Annotated in this window: 18 protein-coding genes; 13 read left to right on the top strand and 5 right to left on the bottom strand. The window is 68.0% G+C overall.

What is annotated here, in order from left to right; genetic code table 11:
* Positions 1-32: 32 nt before the first annotated feature.
* Together DFQ14_RS00385 and eccE are read right to left on the bottom strand one after the other, a co-directional pair.
* Positions 33-767: a hypothetical protein gene (locus DFQ14_RS00385; protein ID WP_114451012.1), complete on the bottom strand. Its 735-nt coding sequence runs from the start codon at positions 765-767 to the stop codon at positions 33-35.
* Positions 764-1,945, bottom strand: a complete 1,182-nt coding sequence (eccE, locus tag DFQ14_RS00380; protein ID WP_257233564.1) for a type VII secretion protein EccE — start codon at positions 1,943-1,945, stop codon at positions 764-766. The genes DFQ14_RS00385 and eccE overlap by 4 nt, the downstream gene beginning before the upstream one ends.
* 298 nt (positions 1,946-2,243) lie before the next feature.
* Between eccE and eccB the strand changes: the two genes are divergently transcribed.
* Positions 2,244-3,839, top strand: a complete 1,596-nt coding sequence (gene eccB / locus DFQ14_RS00375) for a type VII secretion protein EccB (protein WP_114451010.1) — start codon at positions 2,244-2,246, stop codon at positions 3,837-3,839.
* A 229-nt stretch (positions 3,840-4,068) separates the two neighbouring features.
* On the opposite strand, the gene mycP is transcribed toward eccB, so the two are convergent.
* Positions 4,069-5,505: a type VII secretion-associated serine protease mycosin gene (mycP, locus tag DFQ14_RS00370; protein ID WP_114451009.1), complete on the bottom strand. Its 1,437-nt coding sequence runs from the start codon at positions 5,503-5,505 to the stop codon at positions 4,069-4,071.
* A 9-nt stretch (positions 5,506-5,514) separates the two neighbouring features.
* A complete protein-coding gene (gene eccD, locus DFQ14_RS00365) occupies positions 5,515-6,927 on the bottom strand; it encodes a type VII secretion integral membrane protein EccD (protein ID WP_114451008.1) in 1,413 nt (470 codons plus the stop codon).
* 389 nt (positions 6,928-7,316) lie between these two features.
* Here eccD and eccCa point away from each other — a divergent pair, with 389 nt between their 5' ends.
* The 11 genes from eccCa (at position 7,317) to DFQ14_RS00315 (ending at position 21,080) form a co-directional block, all read left to right on the top strand.
* Positions 7,317-11,348, top strand: a complete 4,032-nt coding sequence (gene eccCa / locus DFQ14_RS00360) for a type VII secretion protein EccCa (protein WP_114451488.1) — start codon at positions 7,317-7,319, stop codon at positions 11,346-11,348.
* Between the two features lie 214 nt (positions 11,349-11,562).
* On the top strand, positions 11,563-13,317 hold the full coding sequence (locus DFQ14_RS00355; protein WP_114451007.1) for a type VII secretion-associated protein: 1,755 nt from the start codon (positions 11,563-11,565) through the stop codon (positions 13,315-13,317).
* A gap of 194 nt (positions 13,318-13,511) precedes the next feature.
* Positions 13,512-13,823, top strand: a complete 312-nt coding sequence (locus DFQ14_RS00350) for a WXG100 family type VII secretion target (protein ID WP_114451006.1) — start codon at positions 13,512-13,514, stop codon at positions 13,821-13,823.
* An 87-nt stretch (positions 13,824-13,910) separates the two neighbouring features.
* On the top strand, positions 13,911-14,201 hold the full coding sequence (locus DFQ14_RS00345; RefSeq protein ID WP_114451005.1) for a WXG100 family type VII secretion target: 291 nt from the start codon (positions 13,911-13,913) through the stop codon (positions 14,199-14,201).
* A 495-nt stretch (positions 14,202-14,696) separates the two neighbouring features.
* Positions 14,697-15,143, top strand: coding sequence for a 50S ribosomal protein L13 (rplM, locus tag DFQ14_RS00340; protein WP_114451004.1), 447 nt, complete (start codon positions 14,697-14,699; stop codon positions 15,141-15,143).
* Positions 15,140-15,652: a 30S ribosomal protein S9 gene (rpsI, locus tag DFQ14_RS00335; protein ID WP_114451003.1), complete on the top strand. Its 513-nt coding sequence runs from the start codon at positions 15,140-15,142 to the stop codon at positions 15,650-15,652. The genes rplM and rpsI overlap by 4 nt, the downstream gene beginning before the upstream one ends.
* A gap of 153 nt (positions 15,653-15,805) precedes the next feature.
* Positions 15,806-17,140 (top strand): phosphoglucosamine mutase, encoded by a 1,335-nt coding sequence (gene glmM, locus DFQ14_RS00330; RefSeq protein WP_114451487.1) that lies wholly within the window; start codon positions 15,806-15,808, stop codon positions 17,138-17,140.
* 51 nt (positions 17,141-17,191) lie between these two features.
* Entirely contained in the window at positions 17,192-17,359 is a 168-nt protein-coding gene (locus DFQ14_RS21970; protein WP_170206402.1) for a hypothetical protein, read from the top strand.
* Positions 17,360-17,983: 624 nt separating this feature from the next.
* Positions 17,984-18,310 carry a hypothetical protein gene (locus DFQ14_RS00325; RefSeq protein ID WP_114451002.1) on the top strand — a complete coding sequence of 109 codons (327 nt, stop codon included), beginning with the start codon at positions 17,984-17,986 and terminating at the stop codon, positions 18,308-18,310.
* Positions 18,311-18,313: 3 nt separating this feature from the next.
* The gene (locus tag DFQ14_RS00320; RefSeq protein WP_114451001.1) at positions 18,314-20,659 is read left to right on the top strand and encodes a WXG100 family type VII secretion target; all 2,346 of its coding nucleotides are present in this window, start codon (positions 18,314-18,316) and stop codon (positions 20,657-20,659) included.
* Positions 20,660-20,690: 31 nt separating this feature from the next.
* A complete protein-coding gene (locus DFQ14_RS00315) occupies positions 20,691-21,080 on the top strand; it encodes a hypothetical protein (RefSeq protein ID WP_141921408.1) in 390 nt (129 codons plus the stop codon).
* 132 nt (positions 21,081-21,212) lie between these two features.
* Here DFQ14_RS00315 and DFQ14_RS00310 read toward each other — a convergent pair whose 3' ends face one another.
* Positions 21,213-22,061 (bottom strand): dienelactone hydrolase family protein, encoded by an 849-nt coding sequence (locus tag DFQ14_RS00310; protein ID WP_114450999.1) that lies wholly within the window; start codon positions 22,059-22,061, stop codon positions 21,213-21,215.
* Between the two features lie 226 nt (positions 22,062-22,287).
* Here DFQ14_RS00310 and glmS point away from each other — a divergent pair, with 226 nt between their 5' ends.
* Positions 22,288-24,150: a glutamine--fructose-6-phosphate transaminase (isomerizing) gene (gene glmS, locus DFQ14_RS00305; protein WP_114451486.1), complete on the top strand. Its 1,863-nt coding sequence runs from the start codon at positions 22,288-22,290 to the stop codon at positions 24,148-24,150.
* Positions 24,151-24,231 lie beyond the last annotated feature (81 nt).

Here is a 24,231-nt window from a genome sequence, read left to right as displayed (position 1 = left end):
GGCTTCGCGCGGAAACCGCCGGCTCTCCCTCTTCAGTCGCCGCGGCGGACGGGTCCCAGGATTTCCTGTTCACGCTTGTTGGTCACGAGTTGGATCGGTGTCCAGACCATGTTGCCCAGGACGACGGCCCCGTCGTCGGCGAGTGTGGTCAGTTGCTGGATCTGTGGCGGCTGCAGGTACCAGATACGCCCCGCGAGCTGCGCCTGGTTCGGCGGGAGCCGCTGCAGCAGTACGAGTTCCGCCGTGTTGGCCGCTGGACCGTTGCCCATTTGGGGATGCAGGTAGGGCAGTACGTACATCGTGGTCTGCCAAGCCGACCGGGGCGGGAAAAGCTCCTGCGGCACGGCACCCCCGTCGTGGATGACCAGCAATGGCGCGTCTTCCGTGGAGCGGGGTGGATCGAAGGGAGTCAGGCGCCGGATCTGTGCGAGTGGCACCTGTCTCCCGTCCGCTGTCTCCCCGGCCGCTTGCTCCAGGACCTTCCATGCCGTGGGACGACCGGTCGCCACGATCACCCATGCGCCCGTGGCCATCGCGCGCAGGGCGATCTGCCGGGCGAGGTAGAGGCCGCCGACGGTGACCATGCGGGTCGGTTGTGGCCGCAGGATGGATGTGCCGAGCGGTTCTCCTTGCGGTCCCGAACCGATGATCATTCCGCCGCGGTCGCCGGACGGGCTGACCGCATCGAGGGTCTCGGGCGGTACGAGGAATTCCGGTGCGGCCCTGCGGGAATGGCCCGGGATGTCCAGTGTTCGGGTTCGGCTCATGCCGCACCTCCCAGCGGCAGCGTCGCGGCGAACCCCGCCAACTGCAGTCCACGCAGCGGGGTCAGGGTCAGCCCGAGGCGGTTACTGATCGTGTGCAGCCGCTCGTCGGCGGCGTCGAGTTCGCCGGGGGTGCGGGCGCTGACTCGTACGAGGCCGCGCAGGCTGACCTCGCTGTCCTCTCCGGCGGGGGAGATCGACATGGCGATCGTCGAGGACAGTGCTCGCACGCCGGTGAGGGCGTTGAGGCTGTCGCTCATCCGGTTCGGCCATTTGGTGATCGCGTAGCTGGAGTGCCCGACACCGCCCGCGGTGACACCGTCCCACCTCTCTTTGAGTCCGACCGCACGCTGCACTCCGAGGACGGACTGCAGCTCGGCCGACGTCACGCCGGCCTGCAGGAGTTCGTCGGCGTCGAGTGGCCGGGTGGGCACGCCCTGCCGATCCAGAGCGTTGCGCACGCGGGACAGGGCACCGATCAGAGCCCGGTGCGCGCCGACGATGCCCCCACCACGTTCGCCGACGGCCTTCGCGCAGCGCTGCGGATCCAGCCGCACGGCTATCCAGGTGGTGCGGCGTGCCGCGGCGGGGAGCGGCCCGAGCACTTCGAGGTAGGAGTTCAGTGCCGGTGAGGTGGAGGGCAGGGCGGCACTGCCGGGATAGCAGTGCCAGATGACCTGGATCGAGTCGAGCACCACCCCACGGTCCTCCAGGCACGGCGCGAGGGTGCCGAGCGGCAGATTCGGCGCGTTGCCGATCTCGGTGATCAGTGAGGGGGTGGGCTCGACCATGAGCACGGCGGTCCACTTTCCCTCGTTGAAAGCCATGCCGACGTGGTTGCGGTCGTGGTCCTGGCCGTGCGCCACCACCAGGTCGGGCACAGCGAGACGCAACAGCGACACCCGATGGTTCTCTTCGGGGCCGATGACACCGTCACCGTTCTCGTCGCCGCCGTCCCCTGCGCCGGGGGCGGCGGGTTGGGAGACACGGGTGTGGTTGCGCGTGTTGTACTCCAGCACCAGCCCGAACCACTGGGTGAACCAGCGCCCGCGTCGCCGCAGCAGCGCCAGGATCAGCGCCATCCCCGCGATGCCTGCACTCACCGGCCACAGTGTCCGGTCGATGGCGACGGTGATCAGGCCGAGGGCGAGGCCGATCTCGATGAGGACGATGTTGGCCACCGGCATGCTGCCGAGACTCGCACCGGTGGTGCGCCTGCGTGCACGAATGTGGGCAGGCGTCGATCCGCTGATCTCGGGATTTTTCGGCTGAGCCGGATGTTGCGTGGTCACGGACATCCGTTCGGTTTCTCCCCCTCGCAGGTAGGCGCGGCAACTGCCGGGTGGATTCGGGCGAGTGTCGGTCGCGGTCGCCGGGCGAAAACAGGACCGTCCGAGTCGGTCGAACCGTACCCAAGCGGTGTTCTGCTCCGGCTACCCTGCTGAACGGTACCTCGGACGGGAGAGCTGTAGGCGAAGAATGGCATCAACACCCACAACGAAGTCACAGGTTCAGGCGTACAAGTTCGTGCTGCGCCGGATGGAGTCCGCTCTGGCCCGCAGAGATCCGGTCATGCTGCACGATCCGCTGGGTTCCCACAAACGAGCCAATATTGCGGGGGCCGTCATCGCCTGCGTAGGGATGATCGGGTTTCTCGTGTGGGGTTTGTTCGGGGGACAGGGTTCGGTCCCCGGGCCCGGATCGGTCGTGATCGCGCGGGAAAGCGGAAGCGTCTACGTCGTTACCGCCGATGACAAGGCGGACAAGCGATTGATTCCGATGCTGAACATGGCTTCGGCGAAGCTGCTGGTCATGGCCAAGAGTGACGGTGGCCGCAGTCAGGAGATCGAGCCGACGAGAGTGCGGGAGGCGGCACTGGAAGAGTTCCCTCGGGGGCCTCGTACGGGTATGCCGAACGCGCCGGAATTCCTGCCGGATGCGAACAATCCGGCATCCGCGGCCTGGGCGGTCTGCGATGTCGGTGACGTCAACACCAAACTCGATGACGCACTGGCTCAGCGTTCGGCCACAGTGGAAACAACGGTGATCGGTGGCGACAGTGGACACGGGACGGAACTGCGGAAGGAACGGTCGCTGTACGTGCAGGAGCCGAGCACCGGGCAGCGCTACCTGATCTACCGCATCGAGGACATGCCGGGAACCGGCAGGGACCACACCCGTGCGGTGAAGGCGCGCATCGATCCCGACGAGGACGCCGTCATGGAGATGTACGGACTCCGGGGAGCCGTTCCGCGCACGATCAGCACGAACATGCTCAACGCCATCCCGGAGGTTCCTCCGCTGATGGTGCCGGAGCTCGGCAGCGGCCCGGTCGGCTACCTGGAGGGCGACTACGAGGTCGGTGATGTGGTCAGTCGGGTGGTGCCCGGTCAGGACGACCAGTTCTTCGTGCTGCGCTCCGATGGCAAGCAGGAGATCTCGGCGGGTGCGGCGGCGGTGCTGCACGCGAAGCGGGACAGCAGTACCGACATCCCCGTTCCCACCGGGGAGCTCACCGGAGTGCCCACCGCGGCGGAGGAACTCCTGCCAGTGGGTCACTTCCCGACGGTCGTGCCGGATCCGGTGACGTTCCAGGAGTCGAACACGTCCTGCTTGAGCTGGAAGGGCGAGTTCGGCAACCACCACATCACGGTGACGCTCCACGACGGTTCCCCGACGCAGCAAGCCCCGGTGAAGCTCGCGCAGTTCGATGGTCCCGGTCCACGGGTGGACCGCTTCTACATGCCACCGGGCAAGGCCGCGGTCGTGCACGGGACCCCGAACGAGGCCAGCAGCGGCAGCGGCCCGATCTCGATGGTCTCCGATCGCGGGGTCGTCTTCGGTGTCAAGGACGTCGCCACGGCCCGGGGTTTGGGAATCATCAACAACGCAGGTGACATCAAGGATGCGCCTCCCTCGATCCTGGGCATCCTGCCGCAGGGGGCGTTCCTGGATCCGGCACGAGCCAGCTTCGTCTACGACTCTCTTCCGATGGAGGACGGCGCCGGGGTGAACCGGCCACCGAAGGAGGATCGGCAGTCCCGGTCACCCGAGGCTGCTGCCGCAGGCAGCTGATGCCCGCGCCCCCCGGGGTCGGCCTCGTTGTGGAAGCCGGGAACCCGCCCGCACTGTTTCCGCCGCCGGTGGTGCGGGTGGGCTTCCCCACGGAGAGAGGTCGGCACGGCACCGGACTCGCCCGGGACGGGAGATGAGCGTGCCGCGGCGGTGAAGGGCCGCCTCGGGCGGTGAGGCGGCCCGGTACCGGTATACCGGCAGGGAGGCACCGGGGCTGTGCGGACGGTGACTATGCCTGCGACTCGGGCGTCGAGGTGCCTGCTTCGCGGGCGCGGACCTTGCGGATCGCGTTCATCAGGAAAGCCGTGAAGAACACGGTGCCGAGTCCACCCACGGCGCCGCCGAGAGCGATGGCGATGGCCACCCAGTTTTCCTGCGGGAAGACATGGGATTCCAGGCGTCGAGGCTCGACCGGCGCGGCTGCGGCTCCGTGCTCGGCCGGGACGACGTCGTTGAGCGCGGCCATCGGATTGATCATGCCGTAGCCGATGATGTCGTTGCGCCCCTCGGTGCCTCCGGGATGCTGGGCGGTTTTCTCGATCCGCTCCATGATTTCGCCGGGTGACAGCGGGGTGTCCTGCTCGGTGAACTTCTGCTGCATCAGGGCGACGAGCCCGGAGACGTAGGGTGCGGCGAAGCTGGTGCCCTGGACGGGTTGTGGCCGGCCGTCGGAGCCGTGGGTGATCCGGTTGGCGAGACCGTCGCCGTTTCGGCCGGGGTCGAGCGAGGTGAGGTTCTCGCCCGGTGCGGCGACGTCCACCCACGGCCCGGGAACCGTGAACTCCGACGGGGCTCCCTGCGCGTCGACCGAGGCGACGGTCAGGACGTACTTGTCGAACCAGGCGGGAAGCACTGCTGTTGTCGGGTCGCTCGGAGGATTCTTCCGGCACTTGTCTCCGGTGTTGCCCGCGGCGGCGACGACGACCACGCCCGAGCGGTAGGCGTTGTGCACCGCCGAGTGCAGCTTCGCGTTCCCCGGTCGCCCTGCCGCCGAGGCGATCGGCTGACAGGAGGCCTGGGAGATGTTGACGACATCGGCACCCTGTCGCACCGCGCTGTTGATCGCCTGAGCCATTGTGATCGTGTTGCCGACCGTCTTGCCGGTGGCTTCGTTCTGGTACAGCGCCGAGGACTGCCGGATCGACAGGATGGTGCTTTGGGGAGCGACACCGACGAAGCCGGTGTCGGGGGTCGGTACGGCCGCGATGATTCCGGCCACGATCGTCCCGTGCCCGTCGCAGTCCGTGAGTGCGCCGCCCTGGGGGACGGCACTGCCACCGTCCCTGAGGCGGGGCAGGCGCGGGTGCGGGTTGACGCCGGTGTCGATGACCGCGACGGTTTGCCCTTGGCCCTTCCACCCCTGGGAATGTGCTCGCTCGATACCGAGGATCCGCTGGCTCCACGGCTCTTCGGTGATGGTGGGGCCGCCGTTGCTGGCCTGCATGCAGGCTTGCTGCTGCGTGAAGTCCTTCTGGGGGCTCAGGGGCTCGGACGAGGCCTGCTTGCCCAGGTCCAGCGGGGGTGGATCGCTCGGCCGGTTCTCCTCGGCCTGCTGCGCGGTGACCGGGAATGTCGGCCCGCACAGGGTGAGCATCCCGACGGTGGCGAGCAGCGCGAGCCCGCGATGCCCGTGCGTGCCGCGGTGCGTGCGGTTGGTTGGGCGCATCACGCTTCCCTAGAAGAGACTGATGTTCAGGTCGCGGATGGTCATGTAGACGTCCATCACGCCCAGAGCCAGCGGCAGGACCAGCGCGATCAGGACGGCTTCCAGGATGTCCACGCTGCGCCGCTGTACCGGGGAGAATCGCCGGTGCGGGAACACCACGCCGAACACGATCGACGCACCGCCGAGCAGGAGCAGCGGCCAGAACACCCAGGTGAGTTTGTCCAGCGGGGACGTGGTCATCGGCAGCAGCAGGCCGATGGTCACTCCCAGGGCTGCGAGCAGTCCGTTGAGCAGCAGGGCGAGGGCCTGGCTTCCGTTGGCGTAGTTCCTGCCGCGCAGCAGCAGCACGGCGGCCACGACCACGGCGAGCAGGATGCCCCAGATGGTGGGGGCGCTCGCGGCGATGATCGCCCCGAGGGCGGCGGTCCCGCCGCAGCCCAGGATCATGCCGGTCATGTACTGGTGCGCCAGCCCGGACTGCCGCTCGAGCTGTCGGTAGTCCGCCAAGCCGCTGTCTTCCCTGAGGTCTTCGGAACTGCCCGGGACGTGCGGCAGCGGCAGCTTGGCGAGCTGGATGGTCATCCGCGGCAGCAGTGAGATGCCCGCGAGTCCGGCAGCGGCGGCACCGGCGGCCACACCGGCGGCGGTCGCCGCGTTCACCAGGGTGGCCACGAGGAACGCCACGACCGCGAAGGCCGAGATCGTCGCGGCGGCGATGAAGGTCACGATGCCCGAGCCGAGCACCATGATCGAGACGGAGGAGAAGATCAGTACCAGCGCGCAGGCCAGCAACAGCGCCGGCCGCGGGTCCGGTCCCGGCACGATGTTGAGTCCCGCCACGAACGCCATCGGCAAGCCACCCGCGGCGGAGATCACGGTCCCCGTCGTGGAGGCACCGTAGGCGCGGGTCACGATCGCGCCGATGCCGGTGGCGAAGATCGCGACGACCAGGCCGGTCACGGCGGCGATGATGTGGAACAGGAAGCCTTCCGGGGCGGCGGCCAGCCCGAGGGCCACGGCCGAGGCGACCATGGCCATTGCCCCGGCCGCGTGGCCCACCCGGGCGGCGGTCTCCTTGCTCCACGGGCGGTAGCTGCCGGGTTCGGCTTCGGCGAGTGCGTCGACGACGTCGTCGTACAGCGGTGGCGGGGGATCGTCGGACTTGCGCCGCAACTGCAGCATGTCACCGTCGACGATGCCCAGCGATGCCAGCGTCTGACTGGGGTCCAGTTCCGCATCGGCCAGTTTCGCCAAGCACCAGCCACCGTGCTGCGCCCCGCCGTCCGGAGCGGTTTCATGAGCCATGTCCAGCAGCATCGGCAGCAGGTCAGCCACCGAGACGTCAGCAGGTAGCGCCAGATCGATGCGTGTTTTCGGCGCCACTACTGTGACGCGGCTGAACACCGTGGTCCCGGTCGCCACTTGGGCCCCCTACTCCACTAGTTTCTTCGGTTGCTCGCTGTCGGGTGTCGATTCCCGTGGGTCGGCTCGATCCAACCAAGCGGGAAGATTTTCCGCCAAAGCACCCCACCCGGGTTTCGAACGCTCCTAGTATGGCCGCACCGGCCGGCTTCGGGGGCGGGTTTGGTCGAACTCGGCGGCAGCGGTTTTTCGTTCGGCCGGCCACGGCGCGTGCCGATGCGTCCGTACCCGCGTACCGCCGATGCTGTGGACCGGACAGAATGCTGTCCGCAAGCCGGATTCCGACAGGTGGCCGTCCACAGCGGACGGCGCCGACACGTTTTCGAATCAGACCATTCGGCCGGGTTTCGAAGAACCGACCGTCACGACATGGAAGGGTGCTGCGTCCGGTGAGTACGCTGCAGTTCAAGCGAACGCCACGCATGGCCGCCCCGAAGCCACCGGGCGGGGAGGTACACCTCGAACCGCCCCCCGAGATCCCCCGGGCCGTTCCGGGCAACATCGTTCAGAAGTTCCTTCCGGTCGTCATGATCATCGCCTCGCTCGGGATGATGGTGTTCATGCTTCAGCGGGCGAAGGACAACCCGATGATGCTGATGATGCCGATGATGATGCTGGTCTCCACCGTCGGCATGATGGCCGGTGGCAACCAGGGCGGCGGTCAGAGCAAGGCCGAGATGAACGAGGACCGCAAGGACTACCTGCGTTACCTCGGTCAGATGCGCGAGCGTGCGCGGGAAGCTGCCGATGAGCAGCGACTGGCGCGGATCTGGGTGCACCCGGAGCCACAGACGCTGTGGTCCATCGCGACGAGCCGCCGGATGTGGGAGCGCCGAGCCGGTGACGCCGATTTCTGCCAGGTCCGGGTGGGGATCGGCTCGCAGCGTCTGGAGACCCGCCTGGTGCCGCCCCAGACGGGACCGGTCGACGAGTTGGAGCCGATCACCACGCTGGCGTTGCGCCGGTTCGTCCGGGCGCACTCGCTGGTGGCGGGATTGCCCGTTGCGACGTCGCTGCGGGGGTTCGCCGCCGTGGGACTGCAGGGTGAGCGCGAGCTGTGCCGAAGCCTGGTACGTGCGATGCTCGCGCAGTTGGCCACCTTCCACACTCCCGACGACGTCCTCATCGCGGTGGCCAGCGGTGGCCGTTCCCGTCTGACATGGGACTGGGTCAAGTGGTTGCCGCACGCTCAGCACCCCACCGCCACCGACGGCATCGGCAGGCAGCGCCTCATGGCGGGGTCGCTGCGCGCGGTCGAGGAGATGCTCGCCGAGCAACTCGGCGAGCGCCCTCGATTCAGCCGCAACAATCCTGCCCCGGACGGGCCGCACATCGTGATCGTGCTCGACGACGCGGAGATCAGCCGCGAGGAGCAGATCCTCATGGAGGGCGGTCTGGCCGGGGTGACGCTGATCGACCTGTCGGACGTACTGGGGCCGCTCACCACCCGTCGCGGTGTGCGCATGGTCGTCGAGGAAGAACGAATCGGTGCGCGCAGCGCCAACAGCGTCGAGTGGTTCGGCACGCCGGACTCGATGACCGAGGAGGAGGTCACCGCACTGGCGCGGCAGCTCGCGCCGTACCGCCTCGCCGGTGGGGGCCAGGCGGAGGCCGACAGCGGCGGACAGGAGCCGTTGACGACCCACCTGAACTACGTGGAGCAGCTCGGACTGTCCGGCGATCCGATGACCTTCGACCTCAACGAGGCGTGGCGGCCGCGGTCCATTCCGGAGCGCTACAGCGTCGCGATCGGTCCGGGTGAGTACGGCGACATCGTCTCGCTGGACATCAAGGAGACCGCCTCCGGCGGGATGGGGCCGCACGGCCTGTGCATCGGTGCGACCGGTTCCGGTAAGTCGGAGTTCCTGCGCACCATCGTGCTCGGCCTGCTGGCCACGCATTCCTCGACCGCGTTGAATTTCGTGCTGGTCGATTTCAAGGGTGGTGCGACGTTCAACGGCTTCGAGAAGGCCCCGCACGTCTCGGCCACGATCACCAACCTCGCCGACGATCTCACCCAGGTCGACCGGATGCAGGATGCGCTGGCCGGGGAGATGAACCGGCGCCAGGAGGAGCTGAACAAGGCGGGCGCCAAGAACGTCTGGGACTACGAGGAGAAGCGCCAGGCCGGTGAGGACCTGGCACCGCTGCCCGCCCTGTTCATCGTGGTCGACGAGTTCTCCGAACTGCTGTCCACCAAGCCGGACTTCGCCGAACTGTTCGCCATGATCGGGCGCCTCGGCCGGTCACTGCAGGTACACCTGCTGCTGGCCTCGCAGCGTCTGGAGGAGGGCAAGCTGCGCGGTCTCGATGCGCACCTGTCCTACCGGATCGGTTTGAAGACCTTCAACGCGGCGGAGTCGCGTGCGGCCATCGGTGTCCCCGACGCCGCCGACCTGCCCGCCACCGGCGGCCACGGTTACCTCAAGCACCCGAACGGTATGGAGCGCTTCCGCGCCGCCTACGTCTCGGGACATCTGCATCAGGGCACCGGACGGCGCCGGACCGTCGCCGCCTCACCGGTGACCGGCGTGAAGCGGCCCCGCTTCTTCGTTCCCGACTACATCGAGGTCCCTCGGGAGCCGGAGCAGCCCGCCGCTGCCGAGCCGGCAGCGGAGCCCGAGCCCCCCGGGGAGGACAAGCAGGCTCCGACGGACTTCCAGATCATCATCGACAAGGCCCAGGGGCAGGGTCCTCCCGCGCACCAGGTGTGGCTGCCGCCGCTCGACGCGCCGCCGACGCTGGACACGCTGCTACCGCCGCTGTCGGCCACCGACGATCGGGGATACACCTCGGCCGGGTATGCCGGGTCGGGCAGGCTGCAGATTCCGGTCGGCATCATCGATATGCCCTATCAGCAGCGCCAGGACCACATGGTGGTGGATCTGGGTGGTGCCAGCGGGCACGGCGCTGTCGTCGGCGGGCCTCAGTCGGGTAAGTCGAACCTGTTCCGGACCCTGATCACCTCGATGGCGCTGACGCACACCCCTCAGGAGGTGCAGTTCTACTGCATCGACCTCGGTGGCGGTTCGATGGCGGCGCTGCAGACACTGCCGCACGTGGGTGGCTTCGGCGGCCGCCGCGACCCGGATACGGTGCGGCGCACGGTCGCGGAACTGAAGGCGCTGCTGGCCGAGCGCGAGGCTCGTTTTCAGGAGATGTCCCTCGACTCGATGGCGGATTTCCGCACCCGCAAGCGCCGCGGGGAGATCGCCGACGATCCCTACGGTGACGTGTTCCTGATAGTGGACGGGTGGGGTGCTTTCCGCAACGAGTTCGAATCGCTGGAGCAGGACGTGCTCAACCTGGCCGCACAGGGGCTGACGTTCGGCATCCACGTGTTCGTCTCGGCCAATCGATGGGCGGAGATCCGGCCCGCGCTGAAGGACCTGCTGGGGACCCGGTTCGAGCTGCGGCTGGGGGACGCCGGAGAGTCCGAGATCGACCGCAAGGTCGCGGTGAACGTGCCCGCGGGCCGCCCCGGCCGAGGCCTGCACCCGAGCAAAATGCACTTTCTGACGGCACTGCCCCGGGTGGACAGTGAGAACCTGGCCGATCGGGAGGGCTGGGAGGCCTACAACGAGGACCTCTCCGGCGGTGTGTCCGATTTGGTCAACCGGGTTCGCAGCTCGTGGAAGGGGCGTCCCGCGCCGCAGGTGCGGTTGTTGCCGGACATGCTGCCCTACGAGCAGCTGCCCTCGGTGGAGCAGCAGCCGAAGCCGAAGCTGGTGCCGATCGGCATCAACGAGGACGGGCTCCAGCCGATGTATCTGGATTTCGTGGCCGAGCCGCACTTCCACGCCTTCGGGGAACGCGAGTCGGGCAAGACGGCCCTGCTGCGCACGATCGTGCGAGGTATCACCGAACGCTACACACCGCAGGAGGCACTGATCCTGCTGGTGGACTACCGGCGCACGATGCTCGGATTCCTCGACACCAAGCACCTGCTCGAGTACTCCGTGTCCGCCGACCAGCTCAAGAGCAACGTGGGCGAAGTGACCAATGCGCTGAAGAAGCGGCTGCCCGGTCCGGACGTGACGCAGGAACAGCTCAGGAACCGTTCCTGGTGGTCCGGTCCCGAGCTGTTCGTCATCGTCGACGACTACGAGCTGGTCGCGCCCCAGGGCAACAATCCACTGGCGCCGCTGGCCGACTACATCCCGCAGGCCGGCGATGTCGGCCTGCACATCGTGTTGGCCCGCAACTCCGGTGGTGCCAACCGGGCCCTGTTCGAACCCGTCATCGGCAAGATGCGGGAGTCCTCGGCTCCCGGCCTGGCCATGAGCGCCAACAAGGACGACGGTCAGCTCGTCGGCAACGTCAAGTCCCGCCCCCTGTCACCGGGGCGGGGGACACTGGTCAGCCGCAGCCTGCGGGGTGGGCCTCAGCTGGTCCAGACCGCCTTCATCCGTCCGGAGTAGGCAGCAACCCGAAAAGCAGGGTGTTCGAGTGGCGGAACTGCCGGTGGTCGGCAGTTCCGCTCGCTCTCCTGTGGTCCCCCGATCCGGGGTGAATTGTTGAGGCGTGTACGCCCCGTACCTCTAGGGTGCTCGCAAGCGGATCGCACCGCTGAGCCGATGCCCGGCCGGTGGCGTCGGCGAAGCGCGAAATCCGGCCACGGCAAAGGAGTTGTACGTGACCCTGCACGTCTCGGTCGACTTCGGTACTTCGAGCACCTGCACGGCGGTCTCCGTCGATGGCGGCGAACCACACGTGGTGGTCATCGACGGCCAACCGTTGGTGCCGTCCGCGGTGTTCGCCGCCGCGGACGGCACCGTGTTCGTCGGGCAGGAAGCCGAGCGGCAGGCAGCCGTGGACCCGTCCCGCTTCGAACCGCACCCCAAGCGACGTATCGACGAGGGTGAGTTGCTGCTGGGCGGTTCCGTTCTCCACGTCGGTGCGGTGATCCGTGCGGTACTGCAGCGCGTGGTCGGCGAGGCCCGCCGCTACGCGGGCGGCGCGGTCGTCGATCTGCTGGTCCTGAGCCATCCGGCGGACTGGGGATCGTTGCGGACCGGCCGGCTCCATCGTGCGGCTTCCGGCCTGGCGCGCGGGCTGGCCGTGGTTCCCGAGCCGGTGGGGGCGGCGGTGTTCCACTCGGCGGGCCACGGGCTGCCGGACGGCAGTGCGCTGGCCGTGCTCGACCTCGGGGGTGGCACGGTCGATGCCAGCGTGGTGCACAAGCAGGGCCCCACGTTTCGGGTGTCGGCTTCCCGTGGCGAACCGAACTTCGGCGGAGCCGACATCGACCAGATGCTTCTCGAGCACATCGGTGACACCGTCTCGTCCACCGACCCGCAGGGCTGGCGCCGACTGGTCGAGGGCCGCGAGATGGCCGACCGGCGGCGCAGACGGGTCCTGCGGCAGGATGTCCGCGGCGCGAAGGAGACCCTGTCGCGGCACAGCTATACCGACGTGCCCCTGCCGCCGCCGTTTTCCGATGCCCATGTCACCAGGTCGGATCTGGAGCGACTCATCGCCGAGCCACTGGGGAGGGTCGTGGACCTGCTGGTGGCCACCCTGCGCGAGGGGCAGGTCGCCCTCGGGCAGCTCGCCGGGGTCTTCCTGGTGGGAGGTTCCAGCCGCGTGCCGCTGGTCTCCCGCCTGATCCACGAGCGCATCGGAGTCGTTCCGACCACACTGGACCAGCCGGAGACGGTGGTCTGCCGGGGTGCTCTGCGCGCGGCACGGACGGAGGCCGGTACCGGCGGGACAGGCCCACACGGTGCGCCGGCCGTGGCGGGGCGGTCCGATGTCACGTCGGGTGATTCGCTGAGCAGGGCCTCGACGATCGTGATCGGGGGCAGCGATCGGACGCGACCGGTCATGACCGCACCACCGCGGCGCCGTGCGCGGCTGCCCTGGGTGTTCGCCGGTGTTGCCGGTGTGGTGGTGGCCGGGGTGGTCGCGGCCGTGATGCTCGCCGGTGGTGGCGCCGATGAGGCGCGGGCACAGGTCCGGCATGTCGCTCGGTACGGATACGAGTTCGAGTATCCGGCGGACTGGAAGCAGGGCGGCGGGGATCCCGAGCTGTGGGAGACGCGAGTGAGCCCTCGGGACGGCGGGCAGGGCAGCGTGGTCTCGGTGCGCAAAGGCGAGTTCGACTACAACGTCGAGGAGCAGCGCGAGCGCTCCGTGCGGGATCTGCGGCGCCGTTACGACGGGCAGGTCGCGGCCGGACGTCCGTTCTCCGGATTCGAGGCGCACGCCCGGTTCGCGGGCAGGGACGTCGTGCATTACCGGCAACAGCGTCAGGCTACCGCTGTGGACTGGTACGTCCTGCACGAAGGGACGGCACGGATCAGTGTCGGATGCCAGTATCCCCCTGCGAAGAAGAAGACCGTGCTGTCCGCATGTGCGGGGATCGTGCGCACTCTCAGCCTGCGTTGAGCGGGGAACCCGGCCGTAGCTCCGGAATCTTTCGCATCCGCAAATCCGGTTTCACCTGGGAATTCGCGGTATCGCCTTCACAAGCGCAACGTTGTGTCGCGAAAACCGGGACAGGGAGGAACCGGACATGGCAATGTCTGCATCGGAAGTTCGTTCGATCTTCGTGACCACACACAGAAGGGGGTCAAGCCGACATGAGCAGTTTCGGTACCGATGCGGATTTGATGCAGAAGGCCTCCGGCCAGGTCGATGAGGTCCGCAACAACGTCGAGCAGGCCGTGAACAAGCTGCAGAGCGAGATCGAGCCGATGATCGCCTCGTGGAGCGGGCGTGCCAAGGAGACGTTCCAGCGCCTGTTCATGGATTTCCGGGAGAACGCCGACACGATCACCAGCAAGCTCGGTGAGCTCGGCGAGAACATCGGGACCTCCGGCCGGGAGTACGCGCAGCGGGACGAGGAGCAGGCCGCGGCGCTGGGCAAGATCGAGGGCGCGCTCGGCGGCTGAGTTCCGCCTCCGCGGGAGTGCACCGGCAGCGCTCGATCCGGCGCTGTACGGGCCGATGTCATCGACACCACACGAGGGAGATTCGCAATGGGTGAGATCAGGGTCGACTTCGGGCAGCTCGGCGCCGGTGCCGAGAGCCTCCAGAACACCGCCAATCAGATCCAGGGCCAGCTCGACGAGCTCGAGCAGTTGCTCAAACCGCTGATCCAGACCTGGTCCGGTCAGGCACAGGAGGCCTACTACGCCGCCCAGGCCGAGTGGGACAAGGCCGCGCAGAACCTGCAGGAGATCACCGCCAAGATGGGCACGGCGGTGCAGGTCGCCAACGAGTCCTACCAGCAGGGTGAGCGGGCCAACGCTGCCAAGTTCGGCGGCTGAGCCTGCGCGGTGGAGCTGTCCTCACGGACACGCCGACGATGCCCCGTGGGTCACGCTGCCCCCCGGGGCATCGTCTCTGCAGGCTCCGGTATCGGGTATCTTCCGGTGTGGTTGACGGAATGGTCATCGATCCTTCCCGGGCGGCCCTTTGGGGTGACCCTGTTCGGGTGGCCCTGTTCGAGATCGGCTCGGCGCGGTGCTGCTCCCCTCGGGAGCGGTTGCCCGGGCGCGGCCGGAGGGGACCCCTTTTGACCGTGCCATCAGCCACCGAGTATTCTCATTTTCTGTTGTGCGGTGTGCACGACTGTGGTGCTCGACCGGTGACCCATCCGAGGCGATCACCTGTGTGGTGATCGCTTGACGTGAGGGTCCCGGCGGTCCACAGGACGTGCCGGTTCCCCTGGGGCGAATCCGGGAGATCCGCCCCGGCGTGATGGGCGACGGGATACGACGGCCGCACCGAGATTTCGACGCGAACGACGACGAGGTAGACCCGTGCGCACGTACAGCCCCAAGGCCGGCGAGGTGACCCGCGCTTGGCATGTGATCGATGCCGAGGACGTGGTGCTCGGCCGGCTGGCCACCGAAGCCGCCACGCTGCTGCGTGGTAAGCACAAGCCGACCTACGCTCCGCACATCGACACCGGCGACTTCGTCGTCGTCGTCAATGCCGAGAAGGTGGCCCTGACCGGAAACAAGCGCGACCAGGAATTCGCCTACCGGCACACCGGCCACCCCGGTGGCCTGCGGAAGCAATCTTTCGGCGATGTGCTGGACAAGCGCCCCGAGCGGCTGCTCGAGAAGAGCATCAAGGGCATGCTGCCGAAGAACAAGCTCGGCAGGGCGATGGGCATGAAGCTCAAGGTCTACACCGGCCCCGAGCACCCGCACCAGGCGCAGAACCCGCAGCCGTTCGAGATGGACAAGAAGGCCACGAAGTGACCGAGGGACCCGAGGACCAGAACGTGACCACTGCAGAGCCCGACAGCCCAGTTTCGGAGGCCCCGGAGTCCGTGGGGCCGGCGCCCGAGACCGCGCCCCAGAATGTTGCCCCGATTCCTTCCGGCCGGCCGGTGCAGACCGTCGGCCGACGCAAGGAGGCGGTGGTGCGGGTCCGTCTGGTGCCCGGCAGCGGCAAGTTCGTGCTCAACGGCAAGTCGATCGACGACTACATGCCGAACAAGGTGCACCAGCAGCTCGTGCGGGAACCGTTCGAGACCGTCGACCGCGTGGACAGCTTCGACGTCTATGCGAACCTCCACGGTGGTGGCCCGTCCGGTCAGGCCGGTGCGATGCGCATGGCGATTGCGCGAGCACTCGTGGAGCTGGACGGCGATGATCGACCGGCCCTGAAGAAGGCGGGCATGCTCACCCGGGACTCCCGGGCCAAGGAGCGCAAGAAGTACGGCCTGAAGAAGGCCCGTAAGTCGCCGCAGTACAGCAAGCGCTGACGCGACTTCGTGCACGACTCGTGCACAACCTGCGGGAGCAGCCGTTCGTCCACACCATGAGGGCGTGCGGCTGCTCCCGCAGTTGTCTGTTGGGGGGTGGCCGAGGTCTGGGTGCCCGAGCTTGCGGGCTGTTGACTCTGGAGGATGATCTGCTTGTCTCGGTTGTTCGGAACCGACGGGGTGCGAGGGCTGGCCAATGCGGAGCTGACCCCCGAGCTGGCGTTGTCCGTGGCTTCGTCGGCGGCCGAGGTGCTCTACGAGCACGGGGATGCACGCCGCCGAGTGGCCCTGGTCGGACGCGATCCCCGGGCCAGCGGTGAGATGCTGGAGGCTGCTGTCACGGCGGGTCTGACCGCGGCGGGTGCCGATGTGCTCCGGGTCGGGGTCATGCCGACACCCGCGGTGGCGCATCTGGTCGGGGAGATGGATGCTGATCTCGGTGTGGTGATCTCCGCCTCCCACAATCCGATGCCGGACAACGGAATCAAGCTTTTTGCCGCAGGCGGGCACAAGCTGCCGGACGCGGTCGAGGACGAGATCGCCGAGCGGCTCTGGCAGCACGGTGACCGCCCCACCGGGGCCGGCGTCGGCCGTGTGCGCGACGTGCCGGATGCCGTGCAGCGCTACGTCGACCACCTGCTCGTGGCGACTCCGCAGCCGCTGGACGGTCTTCGGGTGGTGGTGGACTGCGCCAATGGTGCCGCCGCGTTGACGGCCCCCGAGGCTTACCGGCGGGCCGGTGCCGAGGTGATCGCGTTGAATGCCGAGCCGGACGGTCTGAACATCAACGACGCTGTCGGGTCCACGCACCCGGAGGGTTTGCAGGCCGCCGTTGTGGAGCACGGCGCGGACCTGGGGATCGCACACGACGGTGATGCCGACCGCTGCCTGGCTGCGGATGCCTCGGGCACGATCGTGGACGGGGACCAGATCATGGCGATCCTCGCGGTGGCGATGCAGGAGTCCGGTGAATTGGCCGAGGACACGCTGGTCGCCACCGTCATGAGCAATCTCGGGCTGCACCTGGCGATGCGCGAGCACGGCATCACGCTGCGGACGACGACGGTGGGCGACCGCTATGTGCTGGAAGAGCTGCGCGCCGGAGGGTTCGCTCTCGGTGGGGAGCAGTCCGGGCACGTGGTGCTGCCCGGGCATGCCACCACGGGTGACGGTCTGCTCACGGCGCTGCGCCTGATGGGGCGGATGGCCGCGACGGGCAAACCGCTCGATGCGTTGGCCGAGACGATGACGCGGCTGCCGCAGGTGCTGGTCAACGTGCAGGTGGTGGACAAGGCCGTGGCAGTGCAGGCTCCCACGGTGGTCGACGCGATCGCGCAGGCGGAAAGTGAACTCGGCGACCACGGCCGGATCCTGCTGCGCCCTTCGGGAACCGAGCAGCTGGTGCGGGTGATGGTGGAGGCTCCGACCGCCGACGCGGCCCAGGACACCGCGGACCGGTTGGCGCAGGTGGTGGGCGCGATTCGGTGAATTTGTGATTCACCTCTCCCATTGGCCTTGCCGGTGTGAGATCATTCTCACATGGGTGCCATCGTTGTCGCCATCATGGTCGGGTTGTTCGCGGTCGGCCTGGTAGCTGCCCTCGCCGTCATGTCCGCGTTCGTGGTCGTAGGATTGAAAGCGATCAACGTGGTGCACGACGGCAGTAACTGGCTGATCGACCACTGGCACCGACGACCCACGCACTGAACGGTTTCCCACCATGCGCAAGTTCTTCGGCGATCTGACCATCGTCCTGCTCACCCCTCTCTTCGCTCTCGTGATCGGGGTTATCGCCACCGTCATTCTGGTCAGCTGAGTCCGGACGCCGTTGTGCGGCTCGATCCCGTGACAGGTCAGCCGGACGGGACGTTGATCGCATGGAGACCGTGACCATTCCGCTGTTCCTGCTGCTGTTCCTCGGCGGCGGTATCGTGCTGACGAACGTGCTGAACACGCGCGAGCGCTCGCAGCGGTCCGGATGCTCGCCGGCGGGTCACGGCTACCCGTCGACGCAGTGCCCGCTCCACCGGGCGCCACCGCAGCCCCAGGGGTATCCGCCCCGGTGCGGGCAGCCTCCGGCACAGTCGGGTCAACCCGCCGCAGGCGCCGGTGCAGCCTCCTTCTCTCCACAGTCTTCCTCCGCAGGACCTGCTTCACTCGGTAGCTCAGCGCTCACTCGTGTTTGCGAATGCAATCGTCTTCTCCGAAGTTCTTCTGCACGGGACGTCGTTTGGCAAGATCAGGACCAATCGGCAACCACGCACATTCGAGTCGGTACGAACCGTTCGGAGGAACGCTGCCGTAGTCGGGGAACGTGAGCAGGAGGACTTCGTGGGACAGCCAGGGGGGCCGTCGTACGACGGCGATGCGATGGAAGCGGTCGCTCGTGACACCGAGGCGTTGGGTGCCGCTTTCGAGAAGGCGCAGAAACCCGTGAAAGCCGACAAGGCGACGGCTGACTGCTTCGGTCTCCTCGGCGGGGAAACCATGGTGGGGGCGGTTTTCGAAAACACCCGCGATGAACTCGTGGACTCGCTCGGTAAGGCGAAACAACATGTGCAGGCGCTCGCCGAGGGCGCGCGGAACTCGTTCGCGGAGATGGACACGCGCGACGCAGCGGAGAGCCAGAGCCTCGGCCGGCTTCAGGGGGAGATGTAATCCATGTCCGCGGAGGCGCCCGGCGCTCGGGTCAACTCGAGCATCGAACCGGAATCGGAAGAAACTTCCGATTTTCACCTGAAGAAACTCGGCGAGCTCGAAAATGTGCTGCGACACGACGTGTGGGGGCGCGTGTTCAAGCGCTGGCGGGAGCATCCGGCAGCGGCGAAGAAATATCCCGGATCCGAGTACCCGGTCTGGGGGACGGGCTTCACGGAGACACACGACATACCCGGAATCGAAGGCATCGACTGGGGAATGCTGAACGCCGCCGCCGACAGCTTGGCCGAGCTTGCCGGAAACCGCCGTACCTGGGCCGAGGACGTGAATTCGCTGCAGCATCGGCTGAGCACGGCCTGGACGGGCAAGGCGGCGGATGCCGCACGCGAGCAGTACGCGGCGATGAAGGCTCCTGTCGAGGACTACTGTGATGCGGCGGAAACCCTCGGGAATCACCTGAAGACCGCTGTGAGGGTCCCGCGGGAGCTCATCGGTCCGGGAGGACTGTCCGACTTCAAAAAACGCAGCACTTTCTGGAATTCCTATGGGCTCCACGATCAGTCCGAGGACATGCTTCAGGACATCGACGGCATGGAGAAGTTGGTCTCCAACCCACAAGAAGTCATGTCGGCAATGGTGACGAGCCCGCAGAGTCCTTATGATCGCGCGCTGTCTCAGCGCATCATCGACTACGGGGTTCAGAATTTTGGTCAGGAGCATGTGAACAAAGCTCTTGGACCCGACGGGCATGGATTCGTCGCGAAAGTCGATGTCACTTGGGAAGATCTCAAACTTCCCGGATCTCCCGCTTGTCGCAGTACACTCGGTTCCGATACTTGTTCTTGTGATCGCATCACGTGGCTGGACACGTTTTGTGCCTGGTACGCGCACGACGTGAAAAATCTCCGCGATCGGATCCACCATGCGTACGAGCGCACCGAGGAGGCGTGGACCGAGCTCAGGAACCGGCTCGAGCAGCTCGACGCCGATCCGTTCGCGAAGTTGAGCATGGGCCGTCCCGGTCAGCGGCCGCCGCGGGGCGAGCCCGCCGGTGAGCAAGCACCCCCGCCTGCTCCGGGCCGGGAGGAGAACGGCCGGCCTCCCGGCATGCCGAACGCAGGCGGCGGTGGCGGTGCCGGGGGAGGTGTCTCGAGTCCTGCCGGTGGTGGTTCGGTGAGCGCGTCGGCAGCACCGCAGGGATCGCCCACTCCGACCCCTCCGAGCATGCCGGAACCGCCGGAGAGGCCGCAGTCACCCGGAACGCCCGAGCCGCACGGCCCCGGGGAGACCGGACGATCACCGGAGCCTCCTGCGGTACAGCCGGGCGGTGCCGCACCTGCGCCCACCGCGGGCGGGCAGATCACGGTCGGCGAGGGACCGAACCGGATCACGGTGAGCGAACCGGGTCCGAACGGTGAGGTCCGGCTGAGCATTCCCGGTGAGGACGGCGGGCCGAAGACCTACGAGATCGGCTTCGGGCAGGAGGGCCTCGTCCTGCACCAGGGCGGGGCCGGGCAGGCCCCTGCCGGTCAGGAGTTCACGGGACGAGCGGAGGAAGGGAAGTCGTCGACGGCGGCACCCGGCACGGGGCAGGCCGTGCCGCAGGTCCCCGCTCCCTCGGCCGGTGCGGAGGGAACGGTTCAGGTGCCGGTCGGTCCGGAAGGTCAAGCCGTCGTCGAGAACGGCAATCGGACCATCACGGTCGAACAGACGTCCTCCGGCGAGCTGCAGCTGACCGTGGCCGACGAGAACGGCTCACCACAGAGTTACACGGTGGACTTCGGCGGGGAAGGGGCAGCGGAGCCGCAACAGCCCTACACCCCGCGACAGGCCTCTCGGGCACCGCTCGATCAGCCGGTGCCCGCCGGTTCGGCGCCCACGATCCTGCAGGGAGGCGGTGGTTTCTCCTCGATGAGCGGATCCGGCGACGAGGACATCCGCAACTCGTTCGGGAGTGTGTCCGGCACCCTGTTCGGCCCTGCTGACAGTGCCGCCGGTCACCAGTGGGGGCAGTCCACGGGTGTCGGCCACTTCACCGGAGGGCCCGGTGCGGTCGGTCTGCCGAGCATGGGCAGTGACGTTTCGAACAGCAGTGCACAGGGCGCGACCGGTCTGGCGTCGATGAGCGGATCCGCAGGGGCGGCTCCTCCGGACGAGCAGGGCTCGGCGATGCGTGGCGGCATGATGCCGATGGGCGGCACGGGTGGCGCCGGCGGTCAGAGCGGCGGTGACGAGGAACGCACCAGCGACAGTCCCTGGCGGACACGGGGAGACCTGTTCGACGACGGTGTCGATGCGGACGTGGCGTGGCAGTATCGCGCGGTACTGGGGGAGAGCGAGGACGAGTGAGTCGCGCTGGATTCGAATGGTGGAGCAGGTGATGGACGGGTCGATCGGTTCGAATTCGGCACTCGACGAAATACTCGAGCGTGCCCGGCGCCGCCGGGGCGAACTCGATGCCGAGTACGCCGAGCAGGCAGCGAGAATTCAGGGCGAGATCGCCGAGCGGGAACGCGCTTTCGAACAGCAGCAAGCCGATTTCGATCTCCGGGAAGCCGAGCGACGCGAGGCGCAGCACCCGGCGCAGGCACAGCCACAGTCGGATCCTGCGGCCGATTCGCGCAGGCAGGTCCGTGCCGGGCGCTTCGGCCGACCGATCGAGGAAACGGCCGTGCCGTCGGCCCCGGCACATCCCACGCCGCGTCGGCGTCCTGTCCTCGACGACGATTGGGACGACGACGACTTCTCCCGGCGCAGCTGGCTGCGTTGAGCCGAGCGGGCAGGAGCACGCAGTGACTCGGGGATTGCCACCGGACGGGCAGATGGCATCCGTCGTGCCGTCGCGGGTCCCCTTCCGGCAGGGGCCCAGCAGCAGTGGCAGCACGGGCCGCCGTGCCGAGAATCAGGTCGGTACGAGCTCGTCGGTGGAGTGCTCGGTGTCGATGGGGCAGCCGGGGACATCGGCGTCGAGCAGTGCCTTGCCGCGCGTGTCGTCGGCCAGCGTGTGCAGGAGGAAAGCGGTGAGCAGACCCCGGGACAGCCGCCGGGTGCCGTAGTGGGACTTGCCGTGCAGCAGGAGTTCGGTCCAGTGCCTGCCCTCGGTGAAGCCGAGATGGTCGGCCTTTTTGACCGTGCGTAGCTGTACCGGGCCGTTCCAGGCTTTCGCGATCGGTTCGGCGTTGGCGGTGGCCGGGGCCAACAGGTCGCGCCCTGCTGCCAGATGCATCCCCGGAACGGTGACGCGCTTGGCTGCTTCCAGTGCGGACGGCATGGTTTCGGAGACCGCGAGAGTGGCGACCGACCGGATGCGCTCGTCCTCGGCGGCTGCGAGTACGGCGCTGCCGCCGCCCATGGCATGTCCGGCCACGGCGAGCCGCTTCTCGTCGACGCTGATGTCGCCCTCGCCGAGACGCACTCCGGCGCAGATGTCCAGTGTGGTGCGCAGGTCGGCGGTGAAGAGCCGGTGCGAGGCGAACACCCCCCGCTGGGTTGCCGGGGCGGCGGCGACGATGCCCCACGAGGCCAGGTGCCGCAGCAGGCTCAGGTAACGCCGGGGCGGCTGCAGCCAGCCGTGCCCGAACGCGACAGCGGGAAGACCGCGCCCGCTGCGCGGGGTGCAGACCAGACCGGGCAGGCCGACCAGTGCGAGGTCACCGTGCAGCACCTCGTGCGGTCCCCGCTGCGAGAGTTCCTCCAGCGCCTTCTTGGGGCTCTTGGCTGCCTTCTCGGCAATCTTGGCAGTGCGCGCCATGGCTCATCACGGTAGCGGATCGGGCGGTTTCCCGCGGTGACGGCGGGCTCCGGCCCGACCGGTCCGTCCGCGCGGGCCCCGCTCGGTGCGAGCCGGTTGCCGAAGGTCCGCACGGCAAGCGGTGGGCACGGGAGCGGATTCGATGAACTCGCAGCGCACAACGTCGACCGTCCGTGCGATCCATGCCTTCGGGTGCGCTCGTCCCGGTCTGGCTACCCTGGTTGGGGTGTGCGGAATTGTGGGTTACGTAGGACAGCGTCCGGCGCTCGATGTGGTGCTCGACGGTTTACGACGACTGGAGTACCGGGGATACGACTCGGCCGGAGTGGCCATGCTCGACGGCACGGGCCGGCTCGCGATCGAGCGCAGGGCCGGGGCGCTGGCCAACCTGGAGCAGCGACTCGCCGAGGTCGGTACCGAGCGCTTCGCGGGCACCAGCGGCATGGGGCACACGCGGTGGGCCACGCACGGCGCGCCGACCGACCGCAACGCCCATCCGCACAGCGACGCGAGCAGCAAGGTCGCGGTGGTGCACAACGGCATCATCGAGAACTTCGCCGCGCTCCGCGCCGAGCTGGAGACGGCCGGGGTCGAGATGGTCAGCGACACCGACACCGAAATCGTGGCCCACCTGATCGCCCATGCCCACACCCGGGGCCCGGCGGCCGGCGACCTGTCCGCGAGCGTGTGCGCGGTGGCGCGCCGCCTGGAAGGTGCCTTCACTCTCGTGGTCACGCACGCCGACGAGCCCGACACGATCGTCGCGGCGCGCCGCTCCTCGCCGCTGGTCGTGGGTGTCGGCGACGACGAGATGTTCGTCGCCTCGGACGTGGCCGCGTTCATCGAGCACACCCGCGATGCCGTCGAGCTCGGCCAGGACCAGGCGGTCACCATCACCGCCGACGGCTATCACGTCAGCGACTTCCACGGTGAACAGGCCGCGGCCAAGCCGTTCACCATCGACTGGGACCTCTCGGCCGCCGAGAAGGGCGGCCACGACTACTTCATGCTCAAAGAGATCGAGGAGCAGCCCGAGGCGCTGGTCAACACCCTGCGCGGGCATTTCGCCGACGGCAGCGTGCTCCTCGACGAGCAGCGCATGACCGAGCAGGACCTGCGCGACATCGACAAGGTCTTCGTCGTCGCGTGTGGCTCGGCGTACCACTCCGGGCTGCTGGCCAAGTACGCCATCGAACACTGGTGCCGGGTGCCGGTGGAGGTCGAACTGGCCAGCGAGTTCCGCTACCGCGACCCGGTGCTGGGACGGGACACCCTGGTCGTGGCGATCTCGCAATCCGGCGAAACCGCCGACACCCTGGAGGCGGTGCGTCACGCGCGCACCCAGCACGCGCGGGTGCTGGCGATCTGCAACACCAACGGCGCGCAGATCCCCCGGGAGTCCGACGCGGTGCTCTACACCCACGCCGGGCCGGAGATCGGGGTGGCGGCGACGAAGACCTTCCTCGCCCAGGTCGCGGCGAACTACCTGGTCGGTCTGGCCCTGGCGCAGGCACGCGGAACCAAGTACTCCGACGAGGTGGCCCGCGAGTTCTCCGAGCTCGCGGCGATGCCCGACGCCGTGCGCCGCGTGCTGTCGACGGTGGAGCAGGTGCGGGAACTGAGCCGCAGGACGGCGGAGGCCAAGGCGGTGCTGTTCCTCGGCAGGCACGTGGGGTATCCGATCGCGCTGGAGGGTGCGCTCAAGCTCAAGGAACTCGCCTACATGCACGCCGAGGGCTTCGCGGCCGGGGAGCTCAAGCACGGTCCGATCGCGCTGATCGAGGACGGACTTCCGGTGGTCGTCATGATGCCCTCGGCCAAGGGCCGGGCCCAGTTGCACGCGAAGATGCTGTCGAACATTCGTGAGATCCAGGCCCGTGGCGCCCGCACCATCGTCATCGCCGAGGAGGGTGACGAGACGGTGCGGCCGTTCGCCGACGAGCTCGTCGAGGTCCCGGCCGTGCCGACACTGCTGCAACCGTTGGTGTCGACGGTGCCGCTGCAGGTGCTGTCCGCCGAAATCGCCCGCACGCGCGGGTACGACGTCGACAAACCCCGTAACCTGGCGAAGTCGGTCACCGTGGAATAAGAATTCCTCTCGGCATGGCTCGTGGTGCGGTGCCGGTGGCGCGGGTGGCCGAAGCGGCCGGCGCCGCTTTCGAAGTGAGTC

It is taken from the genome of Halopolyspora algeriensis, from assembly GCF_003337235.1.
GTDB classification, from domain to species: Bacteria; Actinomycetota; Actinomycetes; order Mycobacteriales; family Pseudonocardiaceae; genus Haloactinomyces; species Haloactinomyces algeriensis.
Note: the sequence above shows the minus strand (reverse complement) of the source record. Positions and strands in the feature narration are given on the sequence as shown.